This is a genomic window from Acinetobacter bereziniae, from assembly GCF_016576965.1.
Classification (GTDB): domain Bacteria; phylum Pseudomonadota; class Gammaproteobacteria; order Pseudomonadales; family Moraxellaceae; genus Acinetobacter; species Acinetobacter bereziniae.
Window position 1 is genome coordinate 1,852,123 of sequence record NZ_CP066119.1, and the last position, 26,285, is coordinate 1,878,407.

At 39.2% G+C, this 26,285-nt stretch carries 23 protein-coding genes and 1 pseudogene; 19 read left to right on the plus strand and 5 right to left on the minus strand.

The window, feature by feature from the left end; genetic code table 11:
• Positions 1–352: 352 nt before the first annotated feature.
• The 3 genes from catM (at position 353) to I9192_RS08620 (ending at position 4,411) form a co-directional block, all read left to right on the plus strand.
• Positions 353–1,270: a cis,cis-muconate-binding transcription regulator CatM gene (catM, locus tag I9192_RS08610; RefSeq protein WP_151751523.1), complete on the plus strand. Its 918-nt coding sequence runs from the start codon at positions 353–355 to the stop codon at positions 1,268–1,270.
• 301 nt (positions 1,271–1,571) lie between these two features.
• On the plus strand, positions 1,572–2,837 hold the full coding sequence (locus I9192_RS08615; protein WP_005029778.1) for an OprD family outer membrane porin: 1,266 nt from the start codon (positions 1,572–1,574) through the stop codon (positions 2,835–2,837).
• A gap of 749 nt (positions 2,838–3,586) precedes the next feature.
• Positions 3,587–4,411 (plus strand): class I SAM-dependent methyltransferase, encoded by an 825-nt coding sequence (locus I9192_RS08620; RefSeq protein WP_005029776.1) that lies wholly within the window; start codon positions 3,587–3,589, stop codon positions 4,409–4,411.
• 27 nt (positions 4,412–4,438) lie between these two features.
• Here I9192_RS08620 and I9192_RS08625 read toward each other — a convergent pair whose 3' ends face one another.
• The 4 genes from I9192_RS08625 to I9192_RS08640 form a co-directional block, all read right to left on the minus strand.
• A complete protein-coding gene (locus tag I9192_RS08625) occupies positions 4,439–5,812 on the minus strand; it encodes an ATP-binding protein (RefSeq protein WP_005029774.1) in 1,374 nt (457 codons plus the stop codon).
• On the minus strand, positions 5,809–6,480 hold the full coding sequence (locus tag I9192_RS08630; protein WP_004831272.1) for a response regulator: 672 nt from the start codon (positions 6,478–6,480) through the stop codon (positions 5,809–5,811). The genes I9192_RS08625 and I9192_RS08630 overlap by 4 nt, the downstream gene beginning before the upstream one ends.
• Before the next feature lie 367 nt (positions 6,481–6,847).
• Positions 6,848–9,076: a phosphocholine-specific phospholipase C gene (locus tag I9192_RS08635; RefSeq protein ID WP_005029772.1), complete on the minus strand. Its 2,229-nt coding sequence runs from the start codon at positions 9,074–9,076 to the stop codon at positions 6,848–6,850.
• A gap of 35 nt (positions 9,077–9,111) precedes the next feature.
• A complete protein-coding gene (locus tag I9192_RS08640) occupies positions 9,112–9,258 on the minus strand; it encodes a hypothetical protein (protein WP_171248744.1) in 147 nt (48 codons plus the stop codon).
• 556 nt (positions 9,259–9,814) lie between these two features.
• Between I9192_RS08640 and I9192_RS08645 the strand changes: the two genes are divergently transcribed.
• A complete protein-coding gene (locus tag I9192_RS08645; protein WP_227567115.1) occupies positions 9,815–11,020 on the plus strand; it encodes an alpha/beta hydrolase family protein in 1,206 nt (401 codons plus the stop codon).
• Between the two features lie 256 nt (positions 11,021–11,276).
• Here I9192_RS08645 and I9192_RS08650 read toward each other — a convergent pair whose 3' ends face one another.
• Entirely contained in the window at positions 11,277–12,098 is an 822-nt protein-coding gene (locus I9192_RS08650; protein ID WP_005029768.1) for an IclR family transcriptional regulator, read from the minus strand.
• Between the two features lie 258 nt (positions 12,099–12,356).
• Here I9192_RS08650 and I9192_RS08655 point away from each other — a divergent pair, with 258 nt between their 5' ends.
• From I9192_RS08655 to I9192_RS08725, 15 genes and pseudogenes are all read left to right on the plus strand, one after another.
• Positions 12,357–12,662 carry a non-heme iron oxygenase ferredoxin subunit gene (locus I9192_RS08655; protein ID WP_200150339.1) on the plus strand — a complete coding sequence of 102 codons (306 nt, stop codon included), beginning with the start codon at positions 12,357–12,359 and terminating at the stop codon, positions 12,660–12,662.
• 25 nt (positions 12,663–12,687) lie between these two features.
• Complete coding sequence (locus I9192_RS08660) at positions 12,688–12,987, plus strand: recombinase-like helix-turn-helix domain-containing protein (protein ID WP_005029764.1); 300 nt, start codon at positions 12,688–12,690, stop codon at positions 12,985–12,987.
• Positions 12,988–13,004: 17 nt separating this feature from the next.
• Entirely contained in the window at positions 13,005–14,072 is a 1,068-nt protein-coding gene (locus tag I9192_RS08665) for an aromatic ring-hydroxylating oxygenase subunit alpha (protein WP_005029762.1), read from the plus strand.
• A complete protein-coding gene (locus tag I9192_RS08670; protein ID WP_005029760.1) occupies positions 14,065–14,829 on the plus strand; it encodes an SDR family oxidoreductase in 765 nt (254 codons plus the stop codon). Before I9192_RS08665 ends, I9192_RS08670 begins: the two co-directional genes overlap by 8 nt.
• A gap of 11 nt (positions 14,830–14,840) precedes the next feature.
• Positions 14,841–15,770: a VOC family protein gene (locus I9192_RS08675; protein WP_005029757.1), complete on the plus strand. Its 930-nt coding sequence runs from the start codon at positions 14,841–14,843 to the stop codon at positions 15,768–15,770.
• A 27-nt stretch (positions 15,771–15,797) separates the two neighbouring features.
• Positions 15,798–17,009 carry an NAD(P)/FAD-dependent oxidoreductase gene (locus I9192_RS08680; RefSeq protein ID WP_005029755.1) on the plus strand — a complete coding sequence of 404 codons (1,212 nt, stop codon included), beginning with the start codon at positions 15,798–15,800 and terminating at the stop codon, positions 17,007–17,009.
• A 40-nt stretch (positions 17,010–17,049) separates the two neighbouring features.
• Positions 17,050–18,273: an MFS transporter gene (locus tag I9192_RS08685; RefSeq protein WP_005029753.1), complete on the plus strand. Its 1,224-nt coding sequence runs from the start codon at positions 17,050–17,052 to the stop codon at positions 18,271–18,273.
• A gap of 23 nt (positions 18,274–18,296) precedes the next feature.
• Positions 18,297–18,818, plus strand: a complete 522-nt coding sequence (locus I9192_RS08690; protein WP_005029752.1) for a cupin domain-containing protein — start codon at positions 18,297–18,299, stop codon at positions 18,816–18,818.
• 32 nt (positions 18,819–18,850) lie between these two features.
• Positions 18,851–19,666 (plus strand): alpha/beta fold hydrolase, encoded by an 816-nt coding sequence (locus I9192_RS08695; RefSeq protein WP_010591064.1) that lies wholly within the window; start codon positions 18,851–18,853, stop codon positions 19,664–19,666.
• A gap of 22 nt (positions 19,667–19,688) precedes the next feature.
• Positions 19,689–20,483, plus strand: coding sequence for an SDR family oxidoreductase (locus I9192_RS08700; protein WP_200150340.1), 795 nt, complete (start codon positions 19,689–19,691; stop codon positions 20,481–20,483).
• A 9-nt stretch (positions 20,484–20,492) separates the two neighbouring features.
• Positions 20,493–21,284: an aspartate dehydrogenase gene (locus I9192_RS08705; protein WP_005029744.1), complete on the plus strand. Its 792-nt coding sequence runs from the start codon at positions 20,493–20,495 to the stop codon at positions 21,282–21,284.
• 12 nt (positions 21,285–21,296) lie between these two features.
• On the plus strand, positions 21,297–22,763 hold the full coding sequence (locus I9192_RS08710) for an aldehyde dehydrogenase (RefSeq protein ID WP_005029742.1): 1,467 nt from the start codon (positions 21,297–21,299) through the stop codon (positions 22,761–22,763).
• A 38-nt stretch (positions 22,764–22,801) separates the two neighbouring features.
• Positions 22,802–24,442, plus strand: coding sequence for a thiamine pyrophosphate-binding protein (locus I9192_RS08715; protein WP_005029740.1), 1,641 nt, complete (start codon positions 22,802–22,804; stop codon positions 24,440–24,442).
• Between the two features lie 163 nt (positions 24,443–24,605).
• Entirely contained in the window at positions 24,606–25,799 is a 1,194-nt protein-coding gene (locus I9192_RS08720) for a hypothetical protein (RefSeq protein WP_005029737.1), read from the plus strand.
• Between the two features lie 244 nt (positions 25,800–26,043).
• Positions 26,044–26,160: pseudogene (locus I9192_RS08725) on the plus strand (IS5/IS1182 family transposase); the annotation flags it as partial.
• Positions 26,161–26,285 lie beyond the last annotated feature (125 nt).

The following is a 26,285-nucleotide window of genomic DNA, read 5'->3' on the forward strand; positions in this document are numbered from 1 at the left end:
TTTATTTTATATGATCTTGAATTGGTTATTTTACTTTAATCAAATGTTTATAAATCAGACTCTCAAATATTTTTTATTCATTGGAGACTAGAAAAAGATCAAATTTATAGATCTGTATTTTAAAGCAGTTGTTTTTAAATATTAAAGATGGAGAGTTCTATAAGTTAAGCGAGTTTTGAGTGGGATTGTTCAAAGTTTTGGTGTGATTAAAGTTGAGATGTTGTGACTTTATTAATGTTCCATGAAGGATGATAGGATCATGCTTAAACACCAAGCTGATTACTCAATATATTTTATATTTGTGACTGTTGGGTTTGTATCTTATGGAAATTCAACAAAGTAGGGCAATTAAATGGAATTAAGACATCTTCGTTATTTTGTCACGGTCGTTGAAGAGCAGAGCATTACCAAAGCTGCCGAAAAGTTATGTATAGCTCAGCCACCCTTAAGTAGACAAATTCAGAAGTTAGAAGAAGAACTGGGTATTTTGTTATTTGAACGGGGTTCTCGACCTGTAAGAACAACAGATGCAGGACAATTTTTTTATCAACATGCTGTGCAAATTCTTACACATACTGCACAAGCAACATCTATGGCAAAGCGTATCAGTTCAATCAATATGATTATACGGATCGGCTATGTCAGTTCTTTACTGTATGCTTTGTTGCCGCAAATTATTTACTTATTTCGTCAAAATAATCCTGATATTCAGGTTGAGTTGCTCGAATACGGAACCAAAGATCAAATTGAAGCTTTAAAGCTTGGAAAAATTGATTTGGGTTTTGGACGTTTGAGAATCAGTGATCCTGCAATCAAACGAATTTTACTGCGCAAAGAAAAATTAAAGTTAGCAATTCATAAAAATCATTATTTGACTGAATATGTTCATAAAGGGATTTATTTATCTCAAATTATTGATGAATCGATATTTTCTTACCCGGCAACACAAAAACCTAATTTTTCTACGTTGATTCAATCTATTTTCACTGAATTAGGTTTGGTGCCAAAAAACATGATAGAAGTTCGTGAAATCCATATGGCATTAGGTTTGGTTTCATCGGGTGAAGGGGTGTGTATTATTCCTGAAAGTGCCAGTGATATTGGAATGAAAAATCTAGTTTATGTCCCAATATTGGATATGGAAGCATATAGTCCGATTTCTTTAGCGGTAAGAAATATGGATCAAAGTCCTTATTTATCCAAAGTGTTAGAGTGCGTTAAACAGGTATTTGAAGAAGAAGGAATTCCATTGCAATTCGAAGGGTACTAGGGCAAATACAGCGTATTGGAGCTTTGTAGTATTTTAGCTTTAATCGCTGAGTGATGTATGTTGTGTCTGTCAAAATGGATGATGAGACGGGGATTTAGCAAAAGGTATGACAATATACTTTTAATGATATGGAAAATTACATTAATAATTCCAATACTTAAGCTTAAGCCAAAACACTTAAAGATTATATAGCACTGATTTTTATTTAATTTCTTAAAGTGAACTGGATTGAGATAACAACGGGGTAAAGGTCCCATCGTTGCAATAAACAAAAACTTAAGCTTTCAGGAAAGGATTTCCTATGTTGAGATTAAATGTATTTTATAAAGTGCAAAAAATCGCACTTTATACCGCTTTAGCATACTTAAATGTTCATGCTGCTCATGCAGACTTTTTAGAAAATAGTGAAAAAAGTATTTATTTACGTAATTTCTATATGGAACGGGACATCGAAGGTACAAATAAAGATATTGGGAGTTGGTCACAAGCTGTGATGGGACGTTTTGAGTCTGGCTATACAAATACACCCGTACAGTTTGGATTAGATTTAGGTGTGCAGTATGCATTGCGTCTGAGTGATCGTTATGACGAACGATCAGATACCATTTTTAAATATGATCAATCTGAAGGGCGTCAGGCACGAGATTATTTAAAACTGGGTGCGACTTTAAAATTAAAATATCAGGATACCGAACTCAAAATTGGTGAACTTTTTCCAAAAACGCCCGTATTATTCATGGATGACTCTCGCCAACTGATCACAACTTTTGCCGGTGTAATGTTGGAAAGTAAAGACATTGAAAATTTAAAGTTATCTGCTGGTAGATTTACACATGTCAATGCACGTGATGATGATGAGTTTAGGAAATTTACTTTAGGTGCATCGACAGATCCTCGTAAACGCAGTGATGGATTAAATTTCATTGGTTTGGACTATAAGCTGACACCGCATTGGAATGGTGCTTATTGGTTTGGACAACTTGAAGATATTTATCAACAACACTATGTCAGTGCAGCATATTCAAATCAAATAGGCGCAACAAAATTTAAAGTAGAAACTCGCTATTTCAATTACAAAGAGGATGGTGATGCTTATTTTGGAAAGATTGATGCTCAATCCACGAGTTTGCAAAGTACCATGCAAAATGGTGCAAATACATTGTCTTTAGGTATACAGAAAAATTCAGGAGAAGATAATATTCCTTTGTTAAATGGCTTTGTTCCACAAGGCTATTTACAAACGTGGTCATCGGTTGCTTTCTATAAAGCCAAAGAATTCACTTGGCATGCTTTATATAGTTATGATTTTAAAGACAACGGAATTCCAGGTTTGAAACTGACATTACGTTATTTAAATGGAAGTGGTATTTATCGGGCAGGATTAAAGGACAATAAAGAAACTGAAAAAAATCTGATTGTTAGTTACATCGTTCCACAAGGAAAATTTAAAGGTCTAGGTGCTGAGTGGCGGCATATTCGTGCTGATATTAAATATGGAGCAGGAAATACTCCAGGCGCAGATTTTGTAGAAAACCGTATTTTAGGAACATATACATTCAAATTTTGATTGGATGGAAAACTCAATATTTTTTTATTGGACTTCGTAACAATCAAAAACTATCATTGATTGAATATGGATAAAATTATTATCCATATTCAATTTTTGCCATGAAAAGATCAGCATTTTTTCTTCCTTTAAATGAATAAGCCCATTAATTTTTCTAAATTTAATAACTGATGTTACGCACTTGATTGAAATTAAGTAGGTGAAAAAGAAAAAGCTAAATTTACACGACGGAGACTTACATCCAAAGTTTAAATTTATGGAATAGCCTTCGGCTCGAGGTACTTTTGTTTTGGCATGAGGAGCAAAGCTCCGCAAGGGCAACCATCTTGCGCAGCGACATCGCTGCTCACCGCAAAACTCGTTCACTATCGTCAAAATATTCAAAGTTTCGCAGAAACTTTACTTATTAGAAGGAGTCCTGCCTCAAGCAATTGCGGATGACGTTTTCGCGTATCCATATTCTTCTAGCTCCAAAATTTAATTTTAGAGTTACTGCGTAACATCAGTTAATAAAAGAAATACGTCAAGAAAATGTGTAGATTCCTCATTTAAAAAAACGATCAAATGATAATGATATTTATTTGCATTTATGTTGCATTAGGCTTAGCATGATGTCTAGCTTTTCATAATGTTGATCAATGAACTAAAACAGTGTGTCGGGGATAAGACTGGTTTTTATGAAATTTTCCCTTTTGAACGTGAGCATCAATCAGTTCAAAAAAGATATTTATTTTTAAAAGGAAAGTACAATGAATAAGATTGCCTTGAATTTACAGGATGAAATTGCTGATACTTTATTGATTACATTGTATGCAAAGTCCGTAGAAACACGAAAACAAGATCCTCTGATCAACGATCAAACGGCTTGTGAATTGGTCGAAAAAATTGATTATGATTTTTCAAAATACAAAAATAAAACCGCAAGTTCAGTTGGGGTTGCAATTCGCTCTAATCATTTTGATCAGAAAGTGAAGCAATTTATTCAATGTCATCAAAACCCAATAGTTGTTTTTGTTGGGTGCGGATTAGACACGCGTCTTCAACGTATTGGTGAAAGTGCTCAGCAAGCACAATTTTATCAACTCGATCTCGATGAAGTGATAGAACAACGAAAGAAACTGTTATCACCACAAGAAAATGAACATTTAATTGCCAGTTCCATGCTCACGACAACATGGATGGATCAATTGAAACAAGATCACCCTCAAGGGGACTTTATGTTCGTCATAGAAGGGGTGTTAATGTATTTTAATGAAGCACAAAATAAACAAGTTCTTATCGGTTTGGCAGAGCGTTTTTCAGGGGCAGAAGTACATTTTGATATGCTGAATCAATGGATGAGCACCAAATCATCATTACATGACACTGTGAGTAAAACCAAAGCAACTTTTAAGTTTGGTCTAGATGACGACAAAGCGATTGAAGCTTGGCATCCTAAACTCAAATATGAGCAGACTTATTTATTTAATCAGTTTAAAGGTTGGCGTCGAATGGGCATTATTTTAACTACTTTAATGTCAATTATTCCGCAAATGAAAACATCTTCACGGACTTTAATGTATCGAATTAAATGACGCTTTTAAAAATGCCAAGAGTTTATTTTAGAGCCTTTTATCGAGATAGATGGTGACTTTTAAACCTTGTGGTTGGTTGTGACTAAATTGAATGGAGTAACCGTACCGTTCAAGGATCAATTTAACTAAAGATAAGCCCAATCCATGCCCATTATTTTGCGACGATTTACGCCAAAATCTTTGTGTTAATAAAGTTAGTTCATTGTCAGCGAGTCCGATACCATGATCAACGATCATCAATTTACCTTTTATTAATTGAATTTCAATTGTTTGCTGAGAATTTGAATGAATATATGCATTTTCAATCAAATTTTTTAAGATGATATTCAACTCAGTTTCAGGAATTTGAATAGTTTGCTCAACCGCTATAGTCAGGTTTAAATTGCTTCTGATTTCAGGGTAGTTCGACTCAAGTTCAAGCATAACTTGCTTTAAACTTTGACCAATATCTGTAGAGACAGGCTGAAATGGTTGTAAAGTCATAGCCTCCATCTGACTGAGCAATAACAGTTGTTTTAATAGTTGTTCATAGCGATTAATACTATGTTCTGCTTGTTCAAGGTTTTTAAATGCCGCGTGATCTGTCATTTGAGACTGAGCTAACATGAGTTTACTCAGTTGAACGTGTGTTTTGATTGCGGTCAATGGACTACGCAACTCATGTGCAGCGAATGCGGTAAAACTCTTTTCATTTTCAAGACTTTTATGAAGTTGTTGAATTAGATCAAATAAATTGTCCACAAATGGCTGGATTTCTTTGGGAGTATTTTGTGACTTCAATTCAATCAAATAGAGAGCGGATTCCGATAAATTCTGTTTTTTCTTAATCAAGGTATTGGAAATATTTTGTAGCGGACGAAATTCCACTCGCATAATCCATAAAATCAACAGAATACATAAAAAGAGTGTAGCGATCAGTGGGATCAAAACGGATTGTAAAATTTGTTTGAGCAATGAGTGGCGTAGTTGCAGTTTTTCAGCAGTTACCACCTGAATATTGCCTTTTTGAATGACATAACTGCGCCATTCTGTATTCTGATAACGCCATGTACTAAAACCAGTTTTTTGTGTCTGTAGATTTTCTGGCGCACCACGAGTTCGAGCCACGATTTTTTGTTCAACGGCAATATTTGAGCTAAAAACCGAGACCTCACAGGCAATCAGATTTGGATGATTAATATCCTGAGTTTCATGTTGGAGTGCTGAATGAATGTCTTGTAGAGGGAGCTGTTGAACTAAACGGATCACCATATGTGCTGAGGCTGATAAACGTTCATCTAAGGTGTTTTGTAAGCGTTTGGCTAAATCAAAATAAAGCCAACAGAAAACAAATGACCACAGTAATACAAAGATAACAGTAATACTGACCACGAGCCTCCATTTGAGACTGTATCCTTTCACTTGCTTTGCTCCGGATTTTTTAAGATATAGCCGACCCCTCGAACCGTTTGAATAATATTGCTATGAATTTTCTGTCTTAGATGATGGATATGAACTGAGATTGCGTTACTTTCTATAGAGTCTTGAAAGCCATAAATTTTATCAATCAGTTGTTCATTTTTTAAAATTTGATTTGGATAGAGCATAAAGATTTCAAGTAAACTGTATTCACGTCGAGACAAGCTTAATAATTGATTTTGATAAAAAACTTCTTGTGTCTCACAGTTAATTTTGAGCTCACCCATCTGTAATATATTGGAAGAATAGCCAGCATAGCGGCGTGACAATGCCAATATTCGCGCAATAAGCTCATTTAAATCAAAAGGCTTAGTGAGGTAATCATCGGCACCAGCATTTAATGTCTCAATGCATTGTTGAGTTCGATTGCGTGCGGTTAAGACTAGAACAGGGATATGAATTTGATCTTTTCGCCATGATGCAAGTAATTCCAAGCCATCTTGATCTGGAAGCCCCAAATCCAATAAACACAGGTCTACTGAACTTTGACGGATAAAATAATCAGCTTCACGAGCTGTTCGTGCATGTTCAACTGAAATGTTTAAATAATCTAGTGCAGCCAATATGCTTTGGGCAATGTAGGGATCATCTTCAACTAATACGACAAACATGAGATTTCCTCGGTAGATGACTGCATTCTACAAATAAATTCGCTTGTTAATACTTTCTTAATGATTGTTTTTAATTGATCAACAACATTGGTTAAAAATAAGATAAGAATGGTTTAGCTACAAATTAATAATCAATACATTATCGTGACTTGAGGGCTAAATCAAATGACAAACTTGTCGTTGATTTATCCAAGCGTTGAATTGGAATATGGTCTGAATAGACAGAGAATATCTTGACTCAAAAATAATCAAGCGATATGAAAAACTTGAGCCAAGAGCAATAACTTATTTAATAATAAAAAAGCCGTTTATTTGATTAAAATTAAACGGCTTTTTGATGAATCAAATGGGGATCAGCCCTGAGTATTTAGACCATTGCAGGATCACTCACAGAATCTTCACCAGTTTCCACTCGCCCTGCAAAACGGCGATAAAACTTGGCATCTTGACTACAGGTCACAGCAAAATCATACCATTGCCAAGCATCTTTTAATTCCCAGTGTTGAGTTGAAGTTTGACCTGCTTTTACCGTGATTTTTAATGGCGAATCAGTTCGATAAACCACTGGGGTAATCACAAACTCAGTATCTTTAGCACCCGTATTGTTCAGGTCGACATAAACATTGCCATTAGCAATATCATAACAAACACGGATTTCAGGATTGATCTGCAAATCTTGATTTCGATTCAAATCACCTTTGAAATGACGGTGAAAACCATTTGGCCCCATGACCCAAAGATCATAGAGACCTTGATTGTCCTTTTTGACATTCCACACATCATCCAAAGTTTTACCTGCTTCGATGATATAGCGACGTGGAATACGGCTTAGATTTAATTTGTCATACACATGAAAAACTGCACCTTGAGTTCCTGTGTTAGCAAACAAAAGTTTTACTGTTCCATCACTTTGACAACGTGCACTGGTATGTAATTCATAAGGCAAAGCTTTTGAACGACGAATACCACTGGCTTGAATTGGAAGTTGTAAATTGGTGGGGATTGGCACATTGGGTAATTTTTGTTGTGCTGATCGTAATTGATCTGCTTGTTCACGAGTTTGTTTACCATTTAATTCGGGCAATACATCTTCATTGGGTGTTTTAAAGTTAAATGCTGTGGTCAAATCCCCACAGATCGCACGACGGTATGGGCTAATATTGGTTTCTTTGACCCCAAAACGTTTTTCTAAAAACATCAATACCGAAGTATGGTCGAAGACTTGTGAGTTAACAATGCCGCCACGGCTCCACGGAGAAATCACAAACAAAGGTACTCGAGGTCCAGGTCCATAAACGCCATTGTCTTTTTTAGGCTGACCGCTACTACCGAGAGGTGCATCATGGACATAATATTCATACTGCATATCGGTTTGGCTAAGTGTAGATTTACCTGCATAGGTATTATCTGCAAGTAATGCTGGTGCAGATGGCGATGGTACATGGTCAAAATAACCATCATTTTCATCAAAATTAATCAGAAAGACGGTCTTACTCCAAACCTCAGGAACAGCTGTTAACGCATCTAAAATTTCTTGAATAAACCATGAGCCTTGTACCGGGCTTGATGGTCCAGGGTGTTCACAATATATGGAGGGTGCATTGATCCATGAAACTTGGGGTAATTTTCCTGTTTTAATGTCATTTTTAAATGCATCTAAAAACTCTTCAGGTTTATTGCCAGGTAATGTGTTAGCGATCCCTTTATACAGTGGATTTTTCGCATTGTCTGTACTGGCATCATAGGCTTTATATGGTAGTTTCTGTGCTGCGGCATTGTATGGGCTATTGGGTGCACCACCACTCGAAACAGGATAACCAGAATCAATATTGGCTTTTTTAAAGGTACGGAATGCACCTAACATATTATCTCCCCATTCATCTGGCATGTTTTGATAACAAATCCAATTGACCCCAGCCTCTTCTAAGCGTTCAGCATACGTTTTCCACGTATAACCAATATCCACATTTTTTGGATCACCATCAATCCAGTCCCATTCGTTATTGACGAAGGCAGTGCTGGTCGGTACTGCGCCGTTGGTTCCAGTTAAATGAAATGAGCGATTGGCATCTGTACCCGTATGCATGGAGCAATGATAAGCATCGCAAATGGTAAAGGCATTTGCCAAGGCAAACTGATATGGAATTTCTTGTTCTTTAAAATAACCCATCGCATAATCAGTTTTGTAGGTTGGCCAGTTGGACATACGCCCATTGTCCCATGCCTTTTGACTATCCACCCAAGTGTGGTTTGTTCCCGGTGCACGTTGAGCATTATTACTTGAACCATCCAAGTGGAACGGGGTAAGTAGTGCACCATTACTTCGTTGTTGCTGCCAAACGCTACGCCCATTTTGCACAGGTATAGTGATACGGTCTGCAAAGCCCCGAACGCCTTTAAGTGTCCCAAAATAATGGTCAAATGAACGGTTTTCCTGCATCAGGATGACGACATGTTCAACGTCTTGAATAGTTCCGGTTTTATTGTTGGCGGGAATAGCGAGTGCTTTTTGAATACTGGCTGGAAAGGCTGATAAAGTTGCTGCCCCAAAACCTGTTTTAAGGGTGTTTGCTAAAAACTGACGACGATCAATCACAATATTTCTCCTAATTCAATTTTTGTATTTATGACTTATGGTGCACAACGCATAACTGGTTTTTTGGAACCATCAGGTTGAGCCGTAGAGTGATCATCATTGGAATCGTTACAAGCAGTAAGCAGCAGTAGAATGGGAAAAATATAAAAATATGCGCGCCATTGCTTTGAGTTTTTTAACATCTGGTTCATCCATAATTAAAGATGCCCACACCATAAACAGCGCTTGTGACAACAGAGTGTCATCTTTATGACAGCTCATTGACATGATGAAACAGACGAATAAGTCTGAAAAATTGAGTTTACAATATGACGCTAAAATGCTCGAAAAATATAATGAAATGCACATGACTCAATTTAAATGTGGTAGCAGGTGATCTATCGCTATAAGTCTCGCTTTATTTTTTTAATCAATCTCAAGCTATTTTTTTCATTTTCATCAAAATTTGAAACCAGATCAGGATTTTATTCAGTCTTATTTAAACGATAAATTTAGAGGTTTTTGACATTTTTCATGCAGGTGTGGGCAGTTGATTTGAAGATATAGCAATCGATCAATCTTAGTAAAAATCACATAAATAAAAAATTATCTCAAATGATGTCTGAATAAAACGGTTTGAATGTATTGCTTTAGACTGATATAAATTAAATTGTTCGTATATAAAAATTAGTTTTACATACAAAACTAATTTTAGATAAAGCACGATAAACCTCAGCCAGCATACTAGGGAAATATGAGATGAAAAGGAAATATAAACGTGTAGAGAAAATAATGATTTTTCTGAATTATCAAACATTGAAAAGCAAGATGATGGTGATCGGAGGTCTATTGACATCATCATTGCTACTTGGTGCTTGTGTGAATACGGACAGCAGTCAAAATGCGACTACAGGAAAATTAATATCTGTTCAGCAAGATATAGATATTTCTACATTACCAGACGCTGCAAAACGTGTGCAGATTTCATATACAACAAGCTCATTTAATGGCAAAGCGACAACAGTGAATGGTCTCATGACATTGCCGAAAACACCTGTTCCTCAAGGAGGCTATCCCGTGGTGAGTTGGGGCAGTGGCACAACAGGATTTGCTGCGCAATGTATGCCTTCTCAAGCCGTAAATGCAACACGTGATGCATATCTCAATGAATGGTTAAAACGTGGTTATGTCGTCTTGCAAACAGATTATGAAGGTTGGGGTGGTTCTGTAGGGCATCGTCCATTATTGGATGGAAAAAGCAATGCTGCTGCTATGACGGATATAGTGACCGCTGCACATCGGTATTCTAATCAACTCAGCAATGAATGGATTGTCGTAGGACACAGTGAAGGCGGTGGTGCGGCTTTGTGGGTTGCCGGGCTCACTCAACAAGCGGGTGGGAAATATCCCTTGAAAGGTGCGATCGCAATTGCACCTGTAGGACCAGGGATTCTAAAATTCATGGACAATGCTGTGAATGGTGGCGTAGTTCATGCCCAACCATTTTTATCAGTCACAGTGCTTGGTGCAAATATTGTAGATCCAAGTATAGATTTGGATAAGTTGCTGAAAGCACCCATGAAACCACAAGTTGAAGCAGCAAAGACACAATGTCTTGCACCTTTGTTTAAATTAAAACAGTTGCAAGCTGGGCAATATTTAAACGCGGGTGCTGATTATGACAAAGTTACTGATTTTTTGAAAACAGCTCAAGATCCATCACGATTGACCATGAAAGTCCCTGTAACCATTATTCAGGGCACACAGGATGAAACCACAGTCACGCCACCGACAACTAAAGCGATGATTTCGAGTTTTTGCTCTCGTGGCGCAACAGTTGAATATCACGAGTATTCAGGAGAAACACATCGTTCAGTCATTCCTGCATCTCAAGAAGATGCCTTTAGTTTTGCAAAAAAAGTTTTTTCCAATCAGCCAACTAAGAATGTTTGTAAAAGGGATTGAATTTAAATCGTGCTTGGTATGTCGCTATTGGTGATAGGTCATACGAATTCTGTCTGAATGCCAAAACCATTCAATAATAAGATTCTAAGTAAGCATAACAATTGTCATTTTACCATTAGGGCATTCCTATTCTTATCCAATAGAATGCCCAAATCGCATCTAACAATAATGTTCGTTCACACTTTCAGCTCATTTAATCCACACAATGAATTGCACTCCACGACATAAAATGGATGTGGTTGAGTAAAGATAACTGCTATTGCATATAAATGAACTTTGAAATTTTATCTGCATAGTCCACGACATCTTGAGAGATTTCATTTTTAAACACATCTTCTGAATAGGTGCTGAGTGGGCAACTGACTGAAAGCACGGCAGCGATTTCTTGTGTGGCTTGATTATAAATCGGTGCAGCGCTGGCGGCCATATCGGTATTAAAGTGCCCCCAACTAATCATAAAGCTTTGACTGCGAACGTATTTTAAACGCTCTAATAGTGCTGCCAAATTTTGAGGCGTTCGATCAGAATAGACTTTCCAATCGTTAAAATGTTCATAACGTTTGATCACTTCAGACTCAGGCAAACGAGAAAGTAATAATTGTCCAATGACCGTGGCATGCGCATGCCAACGGGTTCCAATATGCACATTACTGGTAAATGAACCGATCGATTGAACATTGCTGGTAAATACAATATCAGTACCTTCTAAAATTGATAGATGTACTGCTATTTTAATTTTATCGCGCAACTCTCGCATAATAGGTGCAGCAATATCGGTGAGTGAGGATTTTGAGAGGCTATTAAAACCCAACTCCATCACATTGCTATTTAAGGCATACGTTTTTTGCGACATTTTTCTTAAATAACCACAAAACTCAAGCGTGTGAATTAAACGAAAAGCACTTGAACGATTGACATCTAATTTCTCTGCAATTTCAGAAATGGTCATTTCCTGATGGTGCTGATCAAATAATTTTAATATGGCTAAGCCACGGACCAAACCGGGTACTAAATAGCGCTCATCGGTATTGGATTCCGCATTTTGCTCTAAAAGAACATCTGTCGTTGTTGAATTCATTGTTAAGTTAACCTGTGTTCATCATGAAATTCCTCTAAAAGGAACTGTTCTATTTTAATCAGCAATTTTTTTATCTCAATGTTTATATATAAAACATTTTTTTCATTAAAAAACTTACAAAAATGTGATTTTTTATTAATGCATTGATAATTAACAAAATATAAAAATTGACAATTAAAATGATCAAAGCTTATGCTATTCATTATGTTTTAAATGCTAAATTAAGTTTTATATATAAAACAATTTAAGGATGCAAAAATGAGTTGGATCTCAGTTTGTCAGCAAGATGACATTACCGAAGATGAGCCTAAAGCCATTGATGTCGACGGTAAAAAAAAAGGTGTGTTTTTCATCGATGATCAATATTTTGCAATCGAAAATGTTTGTCCACATGCCTTCGCTTTATTAACAGAAGGTTTTATTGAAGATCAGACTGTGGAATGTCCATTGCATGAGGCGATTTTTGATATACCCACTGGTGAGTTAAAAAGTGGTCCGGGATGTCGTGATTTATGTACTTATCCCGTGCGGATTGAAGGGCAGGATGTCCAAATTCAACTATAAGTTTCATTAAGAAGGATGGAATCTCATGAATACATTTAATGAGAAGCTCGCGAACTGGATTCATGCCACGCCAGCAACTGAAGCAGGAATAAACAATATTCAAATCCCGGGGCAACCTGAATTATTGGTGTGGCAAACCCGTTATAAAGCGCCCACGGTCTATGAACAGGATTTTGTTCAATACTTAATTCAAGCTTTTTCATCAGGGATCACTGAGCTAGATGAGCTTGTTCAATCTTTAAATCAGCAAGGTTTTCGCAGTGAATCTGGTGAAGTATGGACGTCTGAAACATTCTCAGACGAAATGCAACGTTTAGGTTATTGATTCAAGGAAGAAAAGAGATGAATGCAGCAGTATCCGTAACACCAAGTGTGGAAGAGTATTTAGATTTAGGTCTACGTGATCAATGGCATCCTGTTTTAGCCAGTTGGGAAGTTGCAGCTAATCCTGTTGGAATTACACGCTTGGGCGAAAACATTGTGGTGTGGCGTGATGATCAGGGCCAAGTACATGCCTTAGAGGATCGCTGTCCACATCGTGGCGCTCGCCTCTCTTTGGGCTGGAATTTGGGCAATCGTGTGGCTTGTTGGTATCACGGTGTCGAAGTCCGCCATGATGGTGTTGTTGAAGATGTACCCGCAGTGCATGAATGTCCAATGAAAGGCACCAGTTGCGTCAAAAGCTATCCAGTGATTGAACAGCATGGTGCGATTTTTATGTGGTTTGGTATTGATGCCAAAGAATCAGCAAAGCCACTTGAATTTCCAGAACAATTGGCCAATGAGGCATGGAGTTCATTTCTGTGTCAGGCAGATTGGAAAGTCAATCATCAATATGCCATCGATAACGTGATGGACCCTATGCATGGCAGTTATTTACATTGCACTTCGCATTCAATGGCTGAAGGCGACCGCACTGCGGAAATGAAACACCGTTCAACAGAACATGGCTTTGTTTTTGAAAAAGAAGGTCAAGTCGGGGTGAACTTTGATTGGGTTGAATATGCCAATACTGGAGCAAGCTGGTTGCGCTTGTCGATACCTTATCGTAAAGACTTTGGACCCGGCGGAGAGTTTTGGATTGTTGGCTATGCTACACCAATCGATGCCAACAACACTCGTGTATTTTTTTGGCGTTGTCGTAAAGTGAGTGGTTGGCAGCGTAATGTTTGGCGTTTCTTATACCGCAACCATTTAGAAAAATTGCATTGGGATGTGCTTGAGCAAGATCGCATTATTTTAGAAAACCTTGCGCCACACGCACGTCAGCAGGAATTTCTTTATCAGCATGATGTTGGGCTATCTCGTCTGCGTCGTTTAATGAAAAAAGAAGCGGAAAAGCAATTAAAGAAAATTGCCAATTTAAAAAGTGCAAATCGTATTGAGTTGCAGGAAGAAGCGCATGGTTAACATGGCATTGCTGCAAGGTAAAAAAGTCCTTGTCACAGGCGCAGCCAGAGGTTTGGGGCGAGACTTTGCCCAAGCTATTGCTGAAGCAGGTGCCCAAGTGGTTATGGCAGATATTTTGACAGACCTGCTTGCTGAAGAGGCGAAGGCATTAAAAGCCAAAGGGCTTGATGTGGATGCTGTCACGATTGACTTGGCAGATAGCACTTCAATTCAACAGGCTGTTGAACAAGCTGTTGCCCGATTATCTGGACTCGATGGTTTGGTTAATTGTGCTGCACTTGCAACTAATGTTGGTGGGAAGGACATGATGGATTATGACATGGAGCTTTGGGATCGAGTCATGAACATCAACGTTAAAGGCACTTGGTTGGTGACTAAGGCTTGTGTGCCATATCTCAAACAGTCAGCCACTGGCAAAGTGATTCATGTTGCGTCAGACACTGCTTTATGGGGTGCGCCAAATTTGATGGCTTATGTGGCGAGCAAAGGTGCATTAATTGCAATGACTCGTTCTATGGCAAGGGAACTTGGGCAGTTCAATATCTGTGTCAATACCTTGTCTCCAGGTCTAACCTTGGTTGAGGCCACAGCATATGTCCCACAACAACGCCACGATTTATATGTCAATGGTCGAGCAATACAACGACAGCAGTTACCACAAGATTTAAATGGAACAGCACTATATTTACTGTCTGATTTGTCCTCATTCGTGACTGGGCAAAATATTCCAGTCAATGGTGGCTTTGTCTTTAATTGAAGAGGTATCCGATGATTACAGGGATTGAAATTTTAAAATTTGGTGTAGAAGACAGAGTTGCTTCGAATAAATTTTTGGCAGACTTTGGTCTCCAAAAAATCGAGTCGGATATCGATGGAACCGATCTTTATCAAACCCAAAATGCGAGCAAGATTTATTTATTTGACTGTGATGATTTACGTTTGCCACATGCGATTGAAACTGGTTCAACCTTGCGAGAAGTGACTTGGGGGGTTGAGAACTCACAGGATTTAACTGATTTATCGTTGCGTCTAAAAGATGTAGAAGGCTATCAAGAGTCTGCTGATATGCTGCAATGTCTTGATCCAAATGGCATGACCATTCGCTTTCAGCAAAGTTTTACTCATGACTTACCGGCATTAAAAACAGAAGGAATTAACCAATACGGCAGTATCAATCGAGTAAATGCAGCAAGTCCTGTATATCAAAAAGGACAACCTGTTGCGATTGGTCACGTGGTGTTTTTTACCCCTGACTTAGAAAAAACAGAGTCGTTCTATATCGAAAAGATCGGTTTTTTCTTATCAGATGCCTATCGCAATCGTGGAGCCTTTTTACGTTGTCGCGGCCAAGGTTATCACCATGATTTGTTCTTGCTATCAGTACCGAATAAACCTGCTGGGCTTAATCATGTCGCATTTGTCGTACGTGATATTCATGAAGTGATTGGTGGTGGCTTAAACATGAACCGTTCTGAATGGTCAACTTTTATTGGTCCGGGTCGTCATCCAATTTCTTCGGCTTATTTTTGGTACGTCAACTCGCCTTTGGGTGGTGCATTTGAATATTACACCAATGATGATTATTTGACGGAAGAATGGCAGCCACGCGTGGAAGAGCATCGCCTAGAACTGTTCACCGAATGGGCCATTGAAGGTGGTTTGGATGATCAGACCCGTAGACAAGTTAAATCTGTGTAAAACATGCCTGAGTTGAGAGCACAAGCTATGGAAAGAGTGGTGATTGTGGGTGCAGGGCAAGCCGCAGGTTGGGCTGTCAGTACACTGCGTCAAAATGGATATTCAGGTGAGATCCATGTGGTTTCAAATGAAGACCGTGTATTTTACGAACGTCCACCCCTGTCAAAACAGGTGTTATCAAGACAAGCCAGCTATGAAAGCCTGCATCTATTTTCTCCTGAACAGGTTCAGGACTTTAATATTCAATGGCATAAACCTGCGATTGCGACACATGTGGATCGCCAGCAGAAAAATGTGGTTTTAGATAGTGGTGAAATTTTACCCTATGACAAATTATTGATTGCTACAGGAAGTCGAGCTCACGTTCCTGTCAATTCATGGCAATTTATTCCCAATGTGGTGACTTTACGCAATGTCCAAGATTGTGAACGATTGTCAGCCATTTTAGATCAGACACAAAAATTAGCCGTGATTGGCGGAGGCTGGATTGGCTTAGAGATCGCAGCAACTGCTCGTCAACAAGGTAAAGAAGTACATATCTTTGAATATGGTGATCGCCTTTGCGCACGTAGTGTGAGTCCAGAAGTATCACAATTTCTGAAAAACCTACACCAACAGCAAGGTACTCAGATTCACTTAGACAGTAAAAATCTACATTTGGTTGATGCCGGGCAAAATAAAGTTGAAGTGTTAAATCATCCGCATCGTAGCGTACTGTTTGACTGTGTTGTCGTGGGTGCTGGTGCAGAGATTGCAAAAGAGCTGGGTGTAAGTGCGGGCTTAGAAGTTAAAGATGGCATCGTGGTCAATGGTTTTGGACAAACGTCTGACCAAGATATTTACGCCGCAGGTGATGTCGCGATACATCCAAGCTTGGGCTATTGCATACAGTCTTGGGCAAATGCCCAAAATCAAGCTATTGCCGCTGCAAAGTCAATGCTCGGTATGGATACCGAATATCTAGATATTCCTTGGTTATGGTCAGACCAGTATCACTACAATATCCAGATTTTAGGGACTTACCAAACAGAAAAAACCAAGCAGATTGTCTGTCGTCAAAACTCAGCAGAGCAGTGCAGTTATTTGTATCTGGATGAGCACAATCGATTATTGAACATGATCGCAGTCAACGATGCAAAATTGGTCAAACTGGCAAAGCGCTGGATGCAGTCCAGTACAGTATTAGACCCACAATTATTGGTAGACCCTGAATTTAATGTCATGAAATTAAAACCATAGGCATTAAGTACGGTTCATGACTCAATCGAAGGAATGAAATATGAGTAATGAAGAAAAAAGTGGATTAAAGCATTGGGTTCCTGCTTTTGTCCTCATGGTATGTGTCGTTTTGGCATTCTTCGACAAAATTAGTATCGCTGTACTATTTGCTGACCCTCACTTTCAAGGTGCGATGGGCATTGCTGAAAACAAAGCAAAACTGGGATGGCTCATGACCAGTTTTTTGCTGGCCTATGGTTTTTCATCAGTATTTTTAAGCTTTTTGGGTGATATTTTTAATCCAAAGAAAATGTTGTTTTGGAGTGTAGCATCTTGGGGTTTGCTGATGTTCTGTATGGGCTTTACCACCAACTATACAGGCATGTTGATCTTACGTGTTTTGTTGGGTTTGGCAGAAGGTCCATTGTTTGCACTTGCTTATACGATCGTAAAACAAACTTATACAGATCATCAGCAAGCGCGTGCATCGACGATGTTTCTGTTGGGTACGCCCATTGGAGCATTCTTAGGTTTCCCAATTACTGCGGCTGTGCTTGCACATCATGATTGGCATACAACATTCTTTGTCATGGCAGGATTAACTGTAATTGCATTACTGGCCATTGTATTTGGATTGCGTAATTTACAACTGAAGAAAACCATTGAGTTGGAGTCAACCAGTAAACGTATCAACTTTAAAGGACATATTCAAAACACCAAGTCGTTGTTGCAGAACAGTTCATTTTGGTTGGTGTGTATTTTCAATATTGCATTGATGACTTATTTGTGGGGCTTAAACAGTTGGGTACCGTCTTATTTGATTCAAGACAAGGGCTTTAATCTTAAAGAGTTTGGGGTTTATTCCAGCTTTCCATTTATTGCCATGTTACTGGGCGAAGTGATTGGTGCATTTCTTTCCGACAAGCTAGGGCGTCGTGCTATCCAAGTCTTTAGTGGCTTATTGGTCGCGGGAATCTTTATGTATGTCATGGTCATTATGACCAATCCAATTTTAGTCATCGCAGCGATGTCTTTAAGCGCCATGGCGTGGGGCTTTGGTGTCGCTGCAGTATTTGCATTACTCGCTCGAGTGACTACAGCGGATGTGGGCGCAACAGCAGGTGGGATTTTCAATGGTCTAGGTAATTTTGCCAGTGCAATCGCACCTGTTTTGATTGGCTACATTGTAATGCAAACCCATAGTTTTAATTTAGGAATTACCTTTTTGGCAGCAGTTGCCGTGATTGGATCATTCTTCTTGCTTCCTTTATTGAAACGTTATTAATCAAAGATATTCAGGAGTTAAAAATGACTACTCAACAATTTGAAACATGGACTCAACCGAACGGAACAAGTTTAGAAGATTGGTTAAATGGAAGAATTGCCCGTTTTGAAACACGCAAATATGATTTTGATGCTTTGAAGTTTCAAGCTGACTATGACCCGAAATATCGTCGCGCGCAAATGCGCTATATGGGAACAGGAGCAACAGGTGTTGCCGATGATAACAATACTGTTCCAGCTGAAAACTTTACGTTTTCTACCATGGTGCTCCCACCGCAGTGTGAAGGTCCTTTGCACATTCATCATGATGTGGAAGAAGTGTTTTTTATGCTACGTGGTGAGATTGATCTGTTCATTGAGCATAACGGTGAGAAATTCCAAACCAAGCTGAAAGAGCGTGATCTAATTTCAATTCCACCTGGGATCTACCGTGGCTTGTTTAATCCAGGTCAGGAAGATGCCTTGATGTGTGTGATGTTAGGTGCGGGTAAACCGACGATTCCAAACTATCCGCCTGAGCATCCATTGTCTCAAATCAAACGTTAATCGTTTGATCGGATACCGATAAAAGGAATGAAATGATGACACTGATTGATGTATTAGCCAAATATCCAGTTAAAACCGTAATCGTCAAGGATGATGTGCAAGCTTACCGCGAGGCGGGACAAGGGCAGTACTTGGTTTTACTACATGGCATTAGCTCAGGTTCAGCATCTTGGATCAATCAGCTTGATGTACTCAGTCGTTATTTTCATGTGATTGCTTGGGATGCGCCAGGTTATGGTCAATCAGTGGGTTTACATACGTCTCAACCGAATGCAACAGATTATGCGCAACGTTTGTTCGGCTTGTTGGACGCTTTGAATATTTCCAAGGCATTTTTGATTGGGCACTCCCTTGGCGCTTTACAGGCCAGTGCTTTTGTTCATCTTTATCCTGAGCGGGTGAGTGCCTTGATTCTTGCTAACCCAGCGCAAGGCTATCAACGTTCGAGTGAAGATGTGAAAACTCAAGTTTATCAAAAACGTCCGAATATGTTGAAAACACTGGGTAATGCAGGTATGGCGGCATGCCGTGGACCGTATTTGATTTATAAACAAGATGATCAGGCTTTAGCTTTGGTGAATGAAGTGATGAGCCATCTCAGTTTAGATGGTTTCACTCGAGCCTCTTATTTGCTGGCTTATGATGAAATCAGAAATTATTTAACAGCAATAAATGTTCCTTGTGCAGTGATTGCCGGTGATAAAGATGAAATAACCCCTGCAAAAGCAATTAAAGAACTCAACCTAGAGATGCAATTGGGCAGTTACCATCTCATTACAGATGCAGGTCATCTGAGTTATGTCGATCAACCTGAACAGTTCAACAATATTGTTTTATCAGTCAATTAAGATTTAAACGAGAGATATGGATATGAGCTTCCACATTAAAGGAAAAGTAGCAGTTGTCACAGGTGGCTCGTCAGGGATTGGTTTGGCTGCAGTCGAAATTTTAGTTGCTGAAGGCGCCAAAGTGGCATGGTGTGGTCGAGACCAACAACGTTTGACAGCTTCGCAAAACTCTATTTTAGAAAAATACCCAGATGCTGAAGTTTTTACCAAAATCTGTAATGTTCTAGACAAAAATGATGTTCAACAATTTGCTCAACAGGTCAATCAGCAACTCGGCAATGTTGATATGTTGATCAATAATGCGGGTCAAGGGCGTGTTTCAAATTTTGAGAATACTCAAGATGAAGATTGGATGAAAGAAATTGAATTGAAATATTTCAGTGTATTACATCCAGTTCGCGCTTTTTTAAATGATTTAAAACAGTCGCAATGTGGTTCGATTACCAATGTCAATTCCTTATTGGCGTTACAACCAGAACCTCACATGATTGCAACCTCATCTGCACGTGCAGCTTTATTAAATCTAACACATTCTTTAGCTCATGAATTCAGTCAATACGGCATTCGTGTCAATTCGATTCTGTTGGGCATGGTGGAATCTGCGCAATGGAAATGCCGTTTCGAAAACCGTTCGGATGCAAACGCATCATGGGAACAATGGACCGGCGATATTGCAAAAAAAAGGGGTATTCCCATGCAGCGCTTAGGTAAGCCAGAAGAACCTGCACATGCTTTGGTATTTCTGGCATCACCGTTGGCGTCTTATACCACAGGTGCAGCTTTGGATGTATCAGGTGGTTTTAACAAACATTTATAAGGTGTTTCCATGAAACAGTTGATGATGATTGGTTTTGGCGCAATGGCCGCAGAAGTGTATGCCCATCTACCTCAAGAATTACAGCTCAAGTGGATTGTTGTACCTGTACGGAGCGTTGAAAAAGTTCAGGCACTTGTTTCAAACAATGTACAGGTGATCAGTTCAGTTGATCAGTGTCATGGCACACCAGATTATGTGATCGAAGTGGCAGGACAAGCAGCAGTGAAAGAGCATGCACAAAAAGTACTTGAAAAAGGTTGGACCATTGGTCTGATTTCGGTGGGAACTTTGGCAGATAACGAGTTTTTGACTCTACTCAAACTTACAGCTGAGCAGCATCATGCACATCTGCATTTACTAGCAGGCGCAATTGCAGGAATTGATGGAATTTCAGCAGCCAAAGAAGGCGGGCTGGAAAAGGTCACCTATAAGGGCTGTAAGAGTCCAAACAGTTGGCGTGGTAGCTATGCAGAACAGTTGGTTGACCTTGAACATGTAAATCAAGCAACTGTATTTTTCAAAGGTACAGCCAGAGAGGCAGCGTTGAAGTTTCCAGCCAATGCCAATGTTGCAGCTACGATTGCGCTTGCAGGCTTAGGAATGGATCAAACCATGGTTGAGTTAAGTGTTGATCCGCATATCAACAAGAACAAACACACCATTGTAGCGGAAGGCATGTTTGGTGAAATGACCATTGAGTTGGTGGGTGTGCCGTTGGCAAGTAATCCAAAAACTTCAACATTGGCTGCATTGAGTGTGATTCGTGCATGTCGTAACAGCGTTGAAGCAATTCAGATATAAAAGGATTTGATCATGGTAAAGCAAATTTATATCGCAGGTGAATGGCGATTAGGCAAAGGCAATATTATCGAGAGTGTGTTTCCAGCTGATCAATCTGTGAATGCAGAAATTTCGACTGCAAGTTTGGATGATGTTGATGAAGCAATTAAAAAAGCAGATTTAGCATGGCGACAACCAAGTTGGCGCAACAGTATGCCGCATGAACGTGCACGAATTTTATATAAAGTAGCTGAGATCATTGAAGCACGTGTCGAAGAACTAGCCCAATTACAAACCCGTGACAATGGTAAACCTTTAACTGAAACGCGTGCTTTGGTCACGAGTGCAGCTGCAACAGCACGTTATGTGGCGGCGGCTTGTGAAACGTTAAATGATGAATTAACAACACAACGTGCAGCAGATTTCATGACCATGAGTGTACATGAACCTGTGGGTGTTGTTGCAGCGATCACACCGTGGAATTCGCCGATCGCCAGTGAGGTGCAAAAACTTGCCCCTGCAATAGCGGCTGGAAATGCAGTCATTCTTAAACCCGCAGAGGCAACCTCTTTAATCGCTTTGGAACTTGCCAAAATCTTTGAACAAGCTGGCTTACCCAAAGGCTTATTAAGCGTTTTGGTGGGGCGTGGTTCTGTGATTGGTGATGCAATCGTAAAACATCCATTGGTACGTAAAATTTCATTTACTGGGGGGACAACAACGGGTCGTCATTTGGCACATCTTGCTGCGGAGAAATTAATCACCACTTCTTTAGAACTTGGTGGCAAATCACCGACCATTGTATTGCCAGATGCAGATATTGAATTGGCTGCTAAGGGGGTGGCTTACGGTATTTTTAGTTCGGCAGGACAGGCGTGTATTGCAGGTTCACGGTTATTTGTTCATCGCAGTATCTATGATCAGTTTCTCAATCGCTTGATTGAAATTACCAAAGCTTTACGTGTAGGGCATCCTGAGACTGCAGGTGTGCATCTCGGTTCTTTAATTAATCCTAAGCATTTGGCATCTGTGGATGCATATGTCCAATTGGCCAAGCAAGAAGGTGGTCAAGTCGTAGTAGGTGGTCAAGCGTTGACGGATGGTGAGTTGGAAAAAGGCAGTTATTACTTACCGACCATTATTACGGGTTTGGATAATGCTGCACAAACCTGTCAGGAAGAGATTTTTGGTCCCGTGTTAGTCGTCATCAAGTACGACGATGAGGCTGATTTGATTACCCAAGCCAATGCAAGTTGTTTTGGATTGGCCGCAGGTATTTGGACTGAAAATTATCGTAAAGCGTGGCAAATTGCTCGTGCTTTAGAGGTGGGGACAGTTTGGATCAATACTTATAAAAAATTCTCGATTTCGGCACCGTTTGGCGGATTTAAAGACAGTGGTATAGGTCGTGAAAAAGGTCGTTTAGGCATTTTGTCTTATATGCAACAAAAAAGTATTTATATGGGATTAAGCGAACAGCCAAATCCTTGGTGTGATTGATCTATTCATGGAATGAAAAAATTTTTGAGGAACAAATAATGACAGAACGTGTAAATGTAGGTGAAGCAATCGCTCGGGTTTTAGAAGCGCACCAAGTTGAGAGTATTTATGGTGTTATCTCGATTCACAACTTACCCATCGCTGATGCGGTTGGGCGCCGTGAAAAAATTCGTTTTGTCGCTGCTCGTGGCGAAGCCGGTGCGGTGACAATGGCAGATGGGCATGCGCGCTTTAAAGGTTTAGGGGTTGCTTTAACCAGTACAGGCGCAGGTGCAGGAAATGCTGTAGGATCATTGATCGAAGCAATGAATGCAGGTAGTCCAGTTTTACATTTAACTGGGCAAGTGGAACGTGAATATCTTGATCGTGATGCCAGTTTTATTCATGAAACCAAAGATCAGCTGACTTTTTTACGAGCATCCAGTAAAGCTGCATTTCGCATTACCAGTCCAGATAATGCTGTAGGGGTGATTCGTGAAGCAATTCGTGTTGCAACAACTGTACCCATGGGTCCTGTCAGCGTTGAATTGCCTATAGATGTACAAGCGGCTGAAATCGATTTACCACTTAACTTAGGTCCAGTAAAAGCACTGGAATTACCACAGGCTGAGCAAGTTGAAGTTGATTTGATTGTTCAGGAAATTAAACAAGCCAAACGTCCGATATTTTGGATTGGTGGTGGGACATTGAAAAGTGTGGAAGAAGTTAAAGCCATTGCTGATTTGGGAATACCTATTGTGTCGTCTACCCATGCACGTGGTGTATTGGCAGATGATCATCCTCGTAGTTTGGGAGCATTTCATAATTCAGCAGCAGTTGAACAACTGTTAAAAGACGCTGATTTATTGGTTGTGGTCGGTTCGCGTTTACGCAGTAATGAAACGAAAACTTATTCAGTACAGTTTCCAGACAATATTATCCAAATCGATGCTAATCCAGTCGCACAACAGCGTAATTACACTGTACGTCACTTTGTCTGTGCTGATGCTAAACATGTGTTGCAAGGCGTAGTGGCTGGCTTAGCAGATGTATCAAAAGTAGATGCAGAATACGATAAAGCCATTGTTCAGGCAAAACAGGCAGCAATAGATGCTTTACGTACTCAGTTAGATCAATATGCCCTGATTTGTGATTACTTACGTGCCGCATTACCTCAAGATGGTATTTTTGTCCGAGATATCACCATGTCGGGCAGTACTTGGGGCAGCCGTTTATTTTCAGTACAAGCACCAAATCTCAATATTCACTCTTTAGCAGGAGCCATTGGTCTCGGTCTAGCAACTGCGATAGGTGCTTCAATTGCCAATCCAGACAAGAAAGTGATTGGTCTAGTCGGTGATGGCGGCTTGATGTTGGGTATCGGTGAGATTGCCACCATGGCACAAGAAAATACCAATATGGTGCTGATGATCATGAATGATGGTGGTTATGGCGTGATGCGAGGTATCCAAAATAATTACTTTGGTGGACGCCAATATTTTAATGAATTACATACCCCTGACTATCAAGCTTTAGGAGAAGCAATGGGAGTCAAAAGCTGGAAAGTCGGCAGTGCTGATGAATTTAACACAGTCATTCAGCAAGCCGTTGATTTTCAAGGTCCAAGTGTGATTGAACTGGATATGAAGTCGATTGGACCACTGGACTTTGCAGGACCACCACAAAAGAAATTGTATTAATTTTTAGATGAACATCTGAAAAAGCTATCGCAAGAGATTCAGATGTTCATTGATTTCACAAGGAGGATTATTTTTTTTTGCATAAAAATCAATAAAAACTATGTTTTACAGGTAAAACAAGAAAACCAACAGGATCGTTGGTAAAAAATTGAAGGAATCAGCTATGAAAAATGCATCTATAGTCACGTTATCTGCCGTATTATCTTTAGGTTATATGTCTCACACTTTTGCCCAAAACACAGCGCTTGAGTGGAAAAGCGAAGATCAAAGTGAAACCTTAAAGCTAGATGGTGTGATACGTTTTAATCATCGTTATGAAAGTTGGGATGGTCCCAATGTTGGTTTTGGTAAGCTCTATTTCGACATTTTTAAAATTACACTTACGGGTAAATTTGATGATGCTTATCTCAATGCATCTTATATCTTTCAAGATCAAGAGAAACGATCGATTGAGAAAGCTTATGTTGGGTATAACTTTGATGAAAATAAGAGTTTAGAGGCAGGTTTTGTCTATAAACCTTTTACCATTTATCCTTATACTCAAAATGGTTGGCTCAACCATATCCCTTTCTTTTTAGGTTATGGCAATAACAGTGCGCCAGGGATGAATTGGAATTTTCATAACACAGATTGGGATATTAAATTGGGATATTATCCTGAAATGTTGGCAACTAATTTGCGTTATTCACCAGAGAGTGCCACATATGATGATCTCGCCGATAATGCTTTCCCTACACAAAAAAATTATCAAAATGAAAAGCGTCATCAATTTAATATGCGTATTGTTCGCAAGCTAAAAACAGCATTTGGTCAGCAAGAGTTTGGCGTTTCAGGTGCATTCGCGCAATTGCACAATAAACTGACGGATAAAAATGGTCAGTATTATGCGTTGGGTGTGCATACTGATAACAATTACAAACGCTTTAATTTACAAAGCTCAGTGATTCATTATCAATATGATGCTGAAAATCCTGATGGTGTGAATAATGATATGACTTTGATGGGAGGAAATGGTTTAACTCCCGCTTATTTCATTGCTTCAGAAGGAACCGTTGCAAGTTTAAACTTTGCCTATGTTTTGCCCATTCAAAATTTTGGACAATTAAAAGCAATCCGCTTCTATAACGACTATAGTTATTTTGATAAAAAGCGGAGTGATTGGGCTTCATCACAGATGAATACTACGGGAATGATGTTTATTGCTTCACCATTTTTGGTTTGGACGGATTACTTATGGGGTAAAAATGCCAATGTTGTTGGTGGCGCAGGTAATGCAACTGGCTGGACTTCTGCCTCATCAGATAAAAGCGATCAATGGAGTTATCGGATCAATTTAAATATTGGTTATAGCTTTTAAATAAGGAGTGAATTTAAACATAAAGTGCGAAAGATTTAAAAGTCTGATGATAATCAAATAATTGAGTTTATTATTTTTATTAGACTTGTTGCGAAAGTAGGTTTTTTAGTCATTTAGGTTTTATTTAATACCTTATAAATCAAAGATCATATCTGCTTAAATTTTGACTAGTGCAAGAGGTCTATTATTTAAAATTTAAGGGGCTGTACTAGATTAGCACATTGCTAATCTAGTACAGCCCCCTAATTCAAAATTAAAGACGTTTCGGATATTGTCTGAGTGGTATAGAAATAGGTGTAAACGCTTTGGTTTAAGAGTGAATTTGATAGCCGGATTAATCAATTGGATGATTAAAAAATGATTTTCGCAAAAGGTCTACTGATTAAAAAGCTTTGTTAGCTTTGAAAAATATACTCTAATGTGAGTTCGACGCAAACATACCTTTAACTTATTGAAAAAAATAAGTCTCAGCGGAGTCTTGCTGAG

Bases quoted from the DNA above. Each gene is read 5' to 3' on its own strand.
- catM (WP_151751523.1), top strand. From the start codon at position 353: ATGGAATTAAGACATCTTCGTTATTTTGTCACGGTCGTTGAAGAGCAG.
- I9192_RS08615 (WP_005029778.1), top strand. From the start codon at position 1,572: ATGTTGAGATTAAATGTATTTTATAAAGTGCAAAAAATCGCACTTTAT.
- I9192_RS08620 (WP_005029776.1), top strand. From the start codon at position 3,587: ATGAATAAGATTGCCTTGAATTTACAGGATGAAATTGCTGATACTTTA.
- I9192_RS08630 (WP_004831272.1), bottom strand. From the start codon at position 6,480: ATGTTTGTCGTATTAGTTGAAGATGATCCCTACATTGCCCAAAGCATA.
- I9192_RS08640 (WP_171248744.1), bottom strand. From the start codon at position 9,258: ATGTTAAAAAACTCAAAGCAATGGCGCGCATATTTTTATATTTTTCCC.
- I9192_RS08645 (WP_227567115.1), top strand. From the start codon at position 9,815: ATGAAAAGGAAATATAAACGTGTAGAGAAAATAATGATTTTTCTGAAT.
- I9192_RS08650 (WP_005029768.1), bottom strand. From the start codon at position 12,098: ATGAATTCAACAACGACAGATGTTCTTTTAGAGCAAAATGCGGAATCC.
- I9192_RS08655 (WP_200150339.1), top strand. From the start codon at position 12,357: ATGAGTTGGATCTCAGTTTGTCAGCAAGATGACATTACCGAAGATGAG.
- I9192_RS08660 (WP_005029764.1), top strand. From the start codon at position 12,688: ATGAATACATTTAATGAGAAGCTCGCGAACTGGATTCATGCCACGCCA.
- I9192_RS08665 (WP_005029762.1), top strand. From the start codon at position 13,005: ATGAATGCAGCAGTATCCGTAACACCAAGTGTGGAAGAGTATTTAGAT.
- I9192_RS08670 (WP_005029760.1), top strand. From the start codon at position 14,065: ATGGTTAACATGGCATTGCTGCAAGGTAAAAAAGTCCTTGTCACAGGC.
- I9192_RS08675 (WP_005029757.1), top strand. From the start codon at position 14,841: ATGATTACAGGGATTGAAATTTTAAAATTTGGTGTAGAAGACAGAGTT.
- I9192_RS08680 (WP_005029755.1), top strand. From the start codon at position 15,798: ATGGAAAGAGTGGTGATTGTGGGTGCAGGGCAAGCCGCAGGTTGGGCT.
- I9192_RS08685 (WP_005029753.1), top strand. From the start codon at position 17,050: ATGAGTAATGAAGAAAAAAGTGGATTAAAGCATTGGGTTCCTGCTTTT.
- I9192_RS08690 (WP_005029752.1), top strand. From the start codon at position 18,297: ATGACTACTCAACAATTTGAAACATGGACTCAACCGAACGGAACAAGT.
- I9192_RS08695 (WP_010591064.1), top strand. From the start codon at position 18,851: ATGATGACACTGATTGATGTATTAGCCAAATATCCAGTTAAAACCGTA.
- I9192_RS08700 (WP_200150340.1), top strand. From the start codon at position 19,689: ATGAGCTTCCACATTAAAGGAAAAGTAGCAGTTGTCACAGGTGGCTCG.
- I9192_RS08705 (WP_005029744.1), top strand. From the start codon at position 20,493: ATGAAACAGTTGATGATGATTGGTTTTGGCGCAATGGCCGCAGAAGTG.
- I9192_RS08710 (WP_005029742.1), top strand. From the start codon at position 21,297: ATGGTAAAGCAAATTTATATCGCAGGTGAATGGCGATTAGGCAAAGGC.
- I9192_RS08715 (WP_005029740.1), top strand. From the start codon at position 22,802: ATGACAGAACGTGTAAATGTAGGTGAAGCAATCGCTCGGGTTTTAGAA.
- I9192_RS08720 (WP_005029737.1), top strand. From the start codon at position 24,606: ATGAAAAATGCATCTATAGTCACGTTATCTGCCGTATTATCTTTAGGT.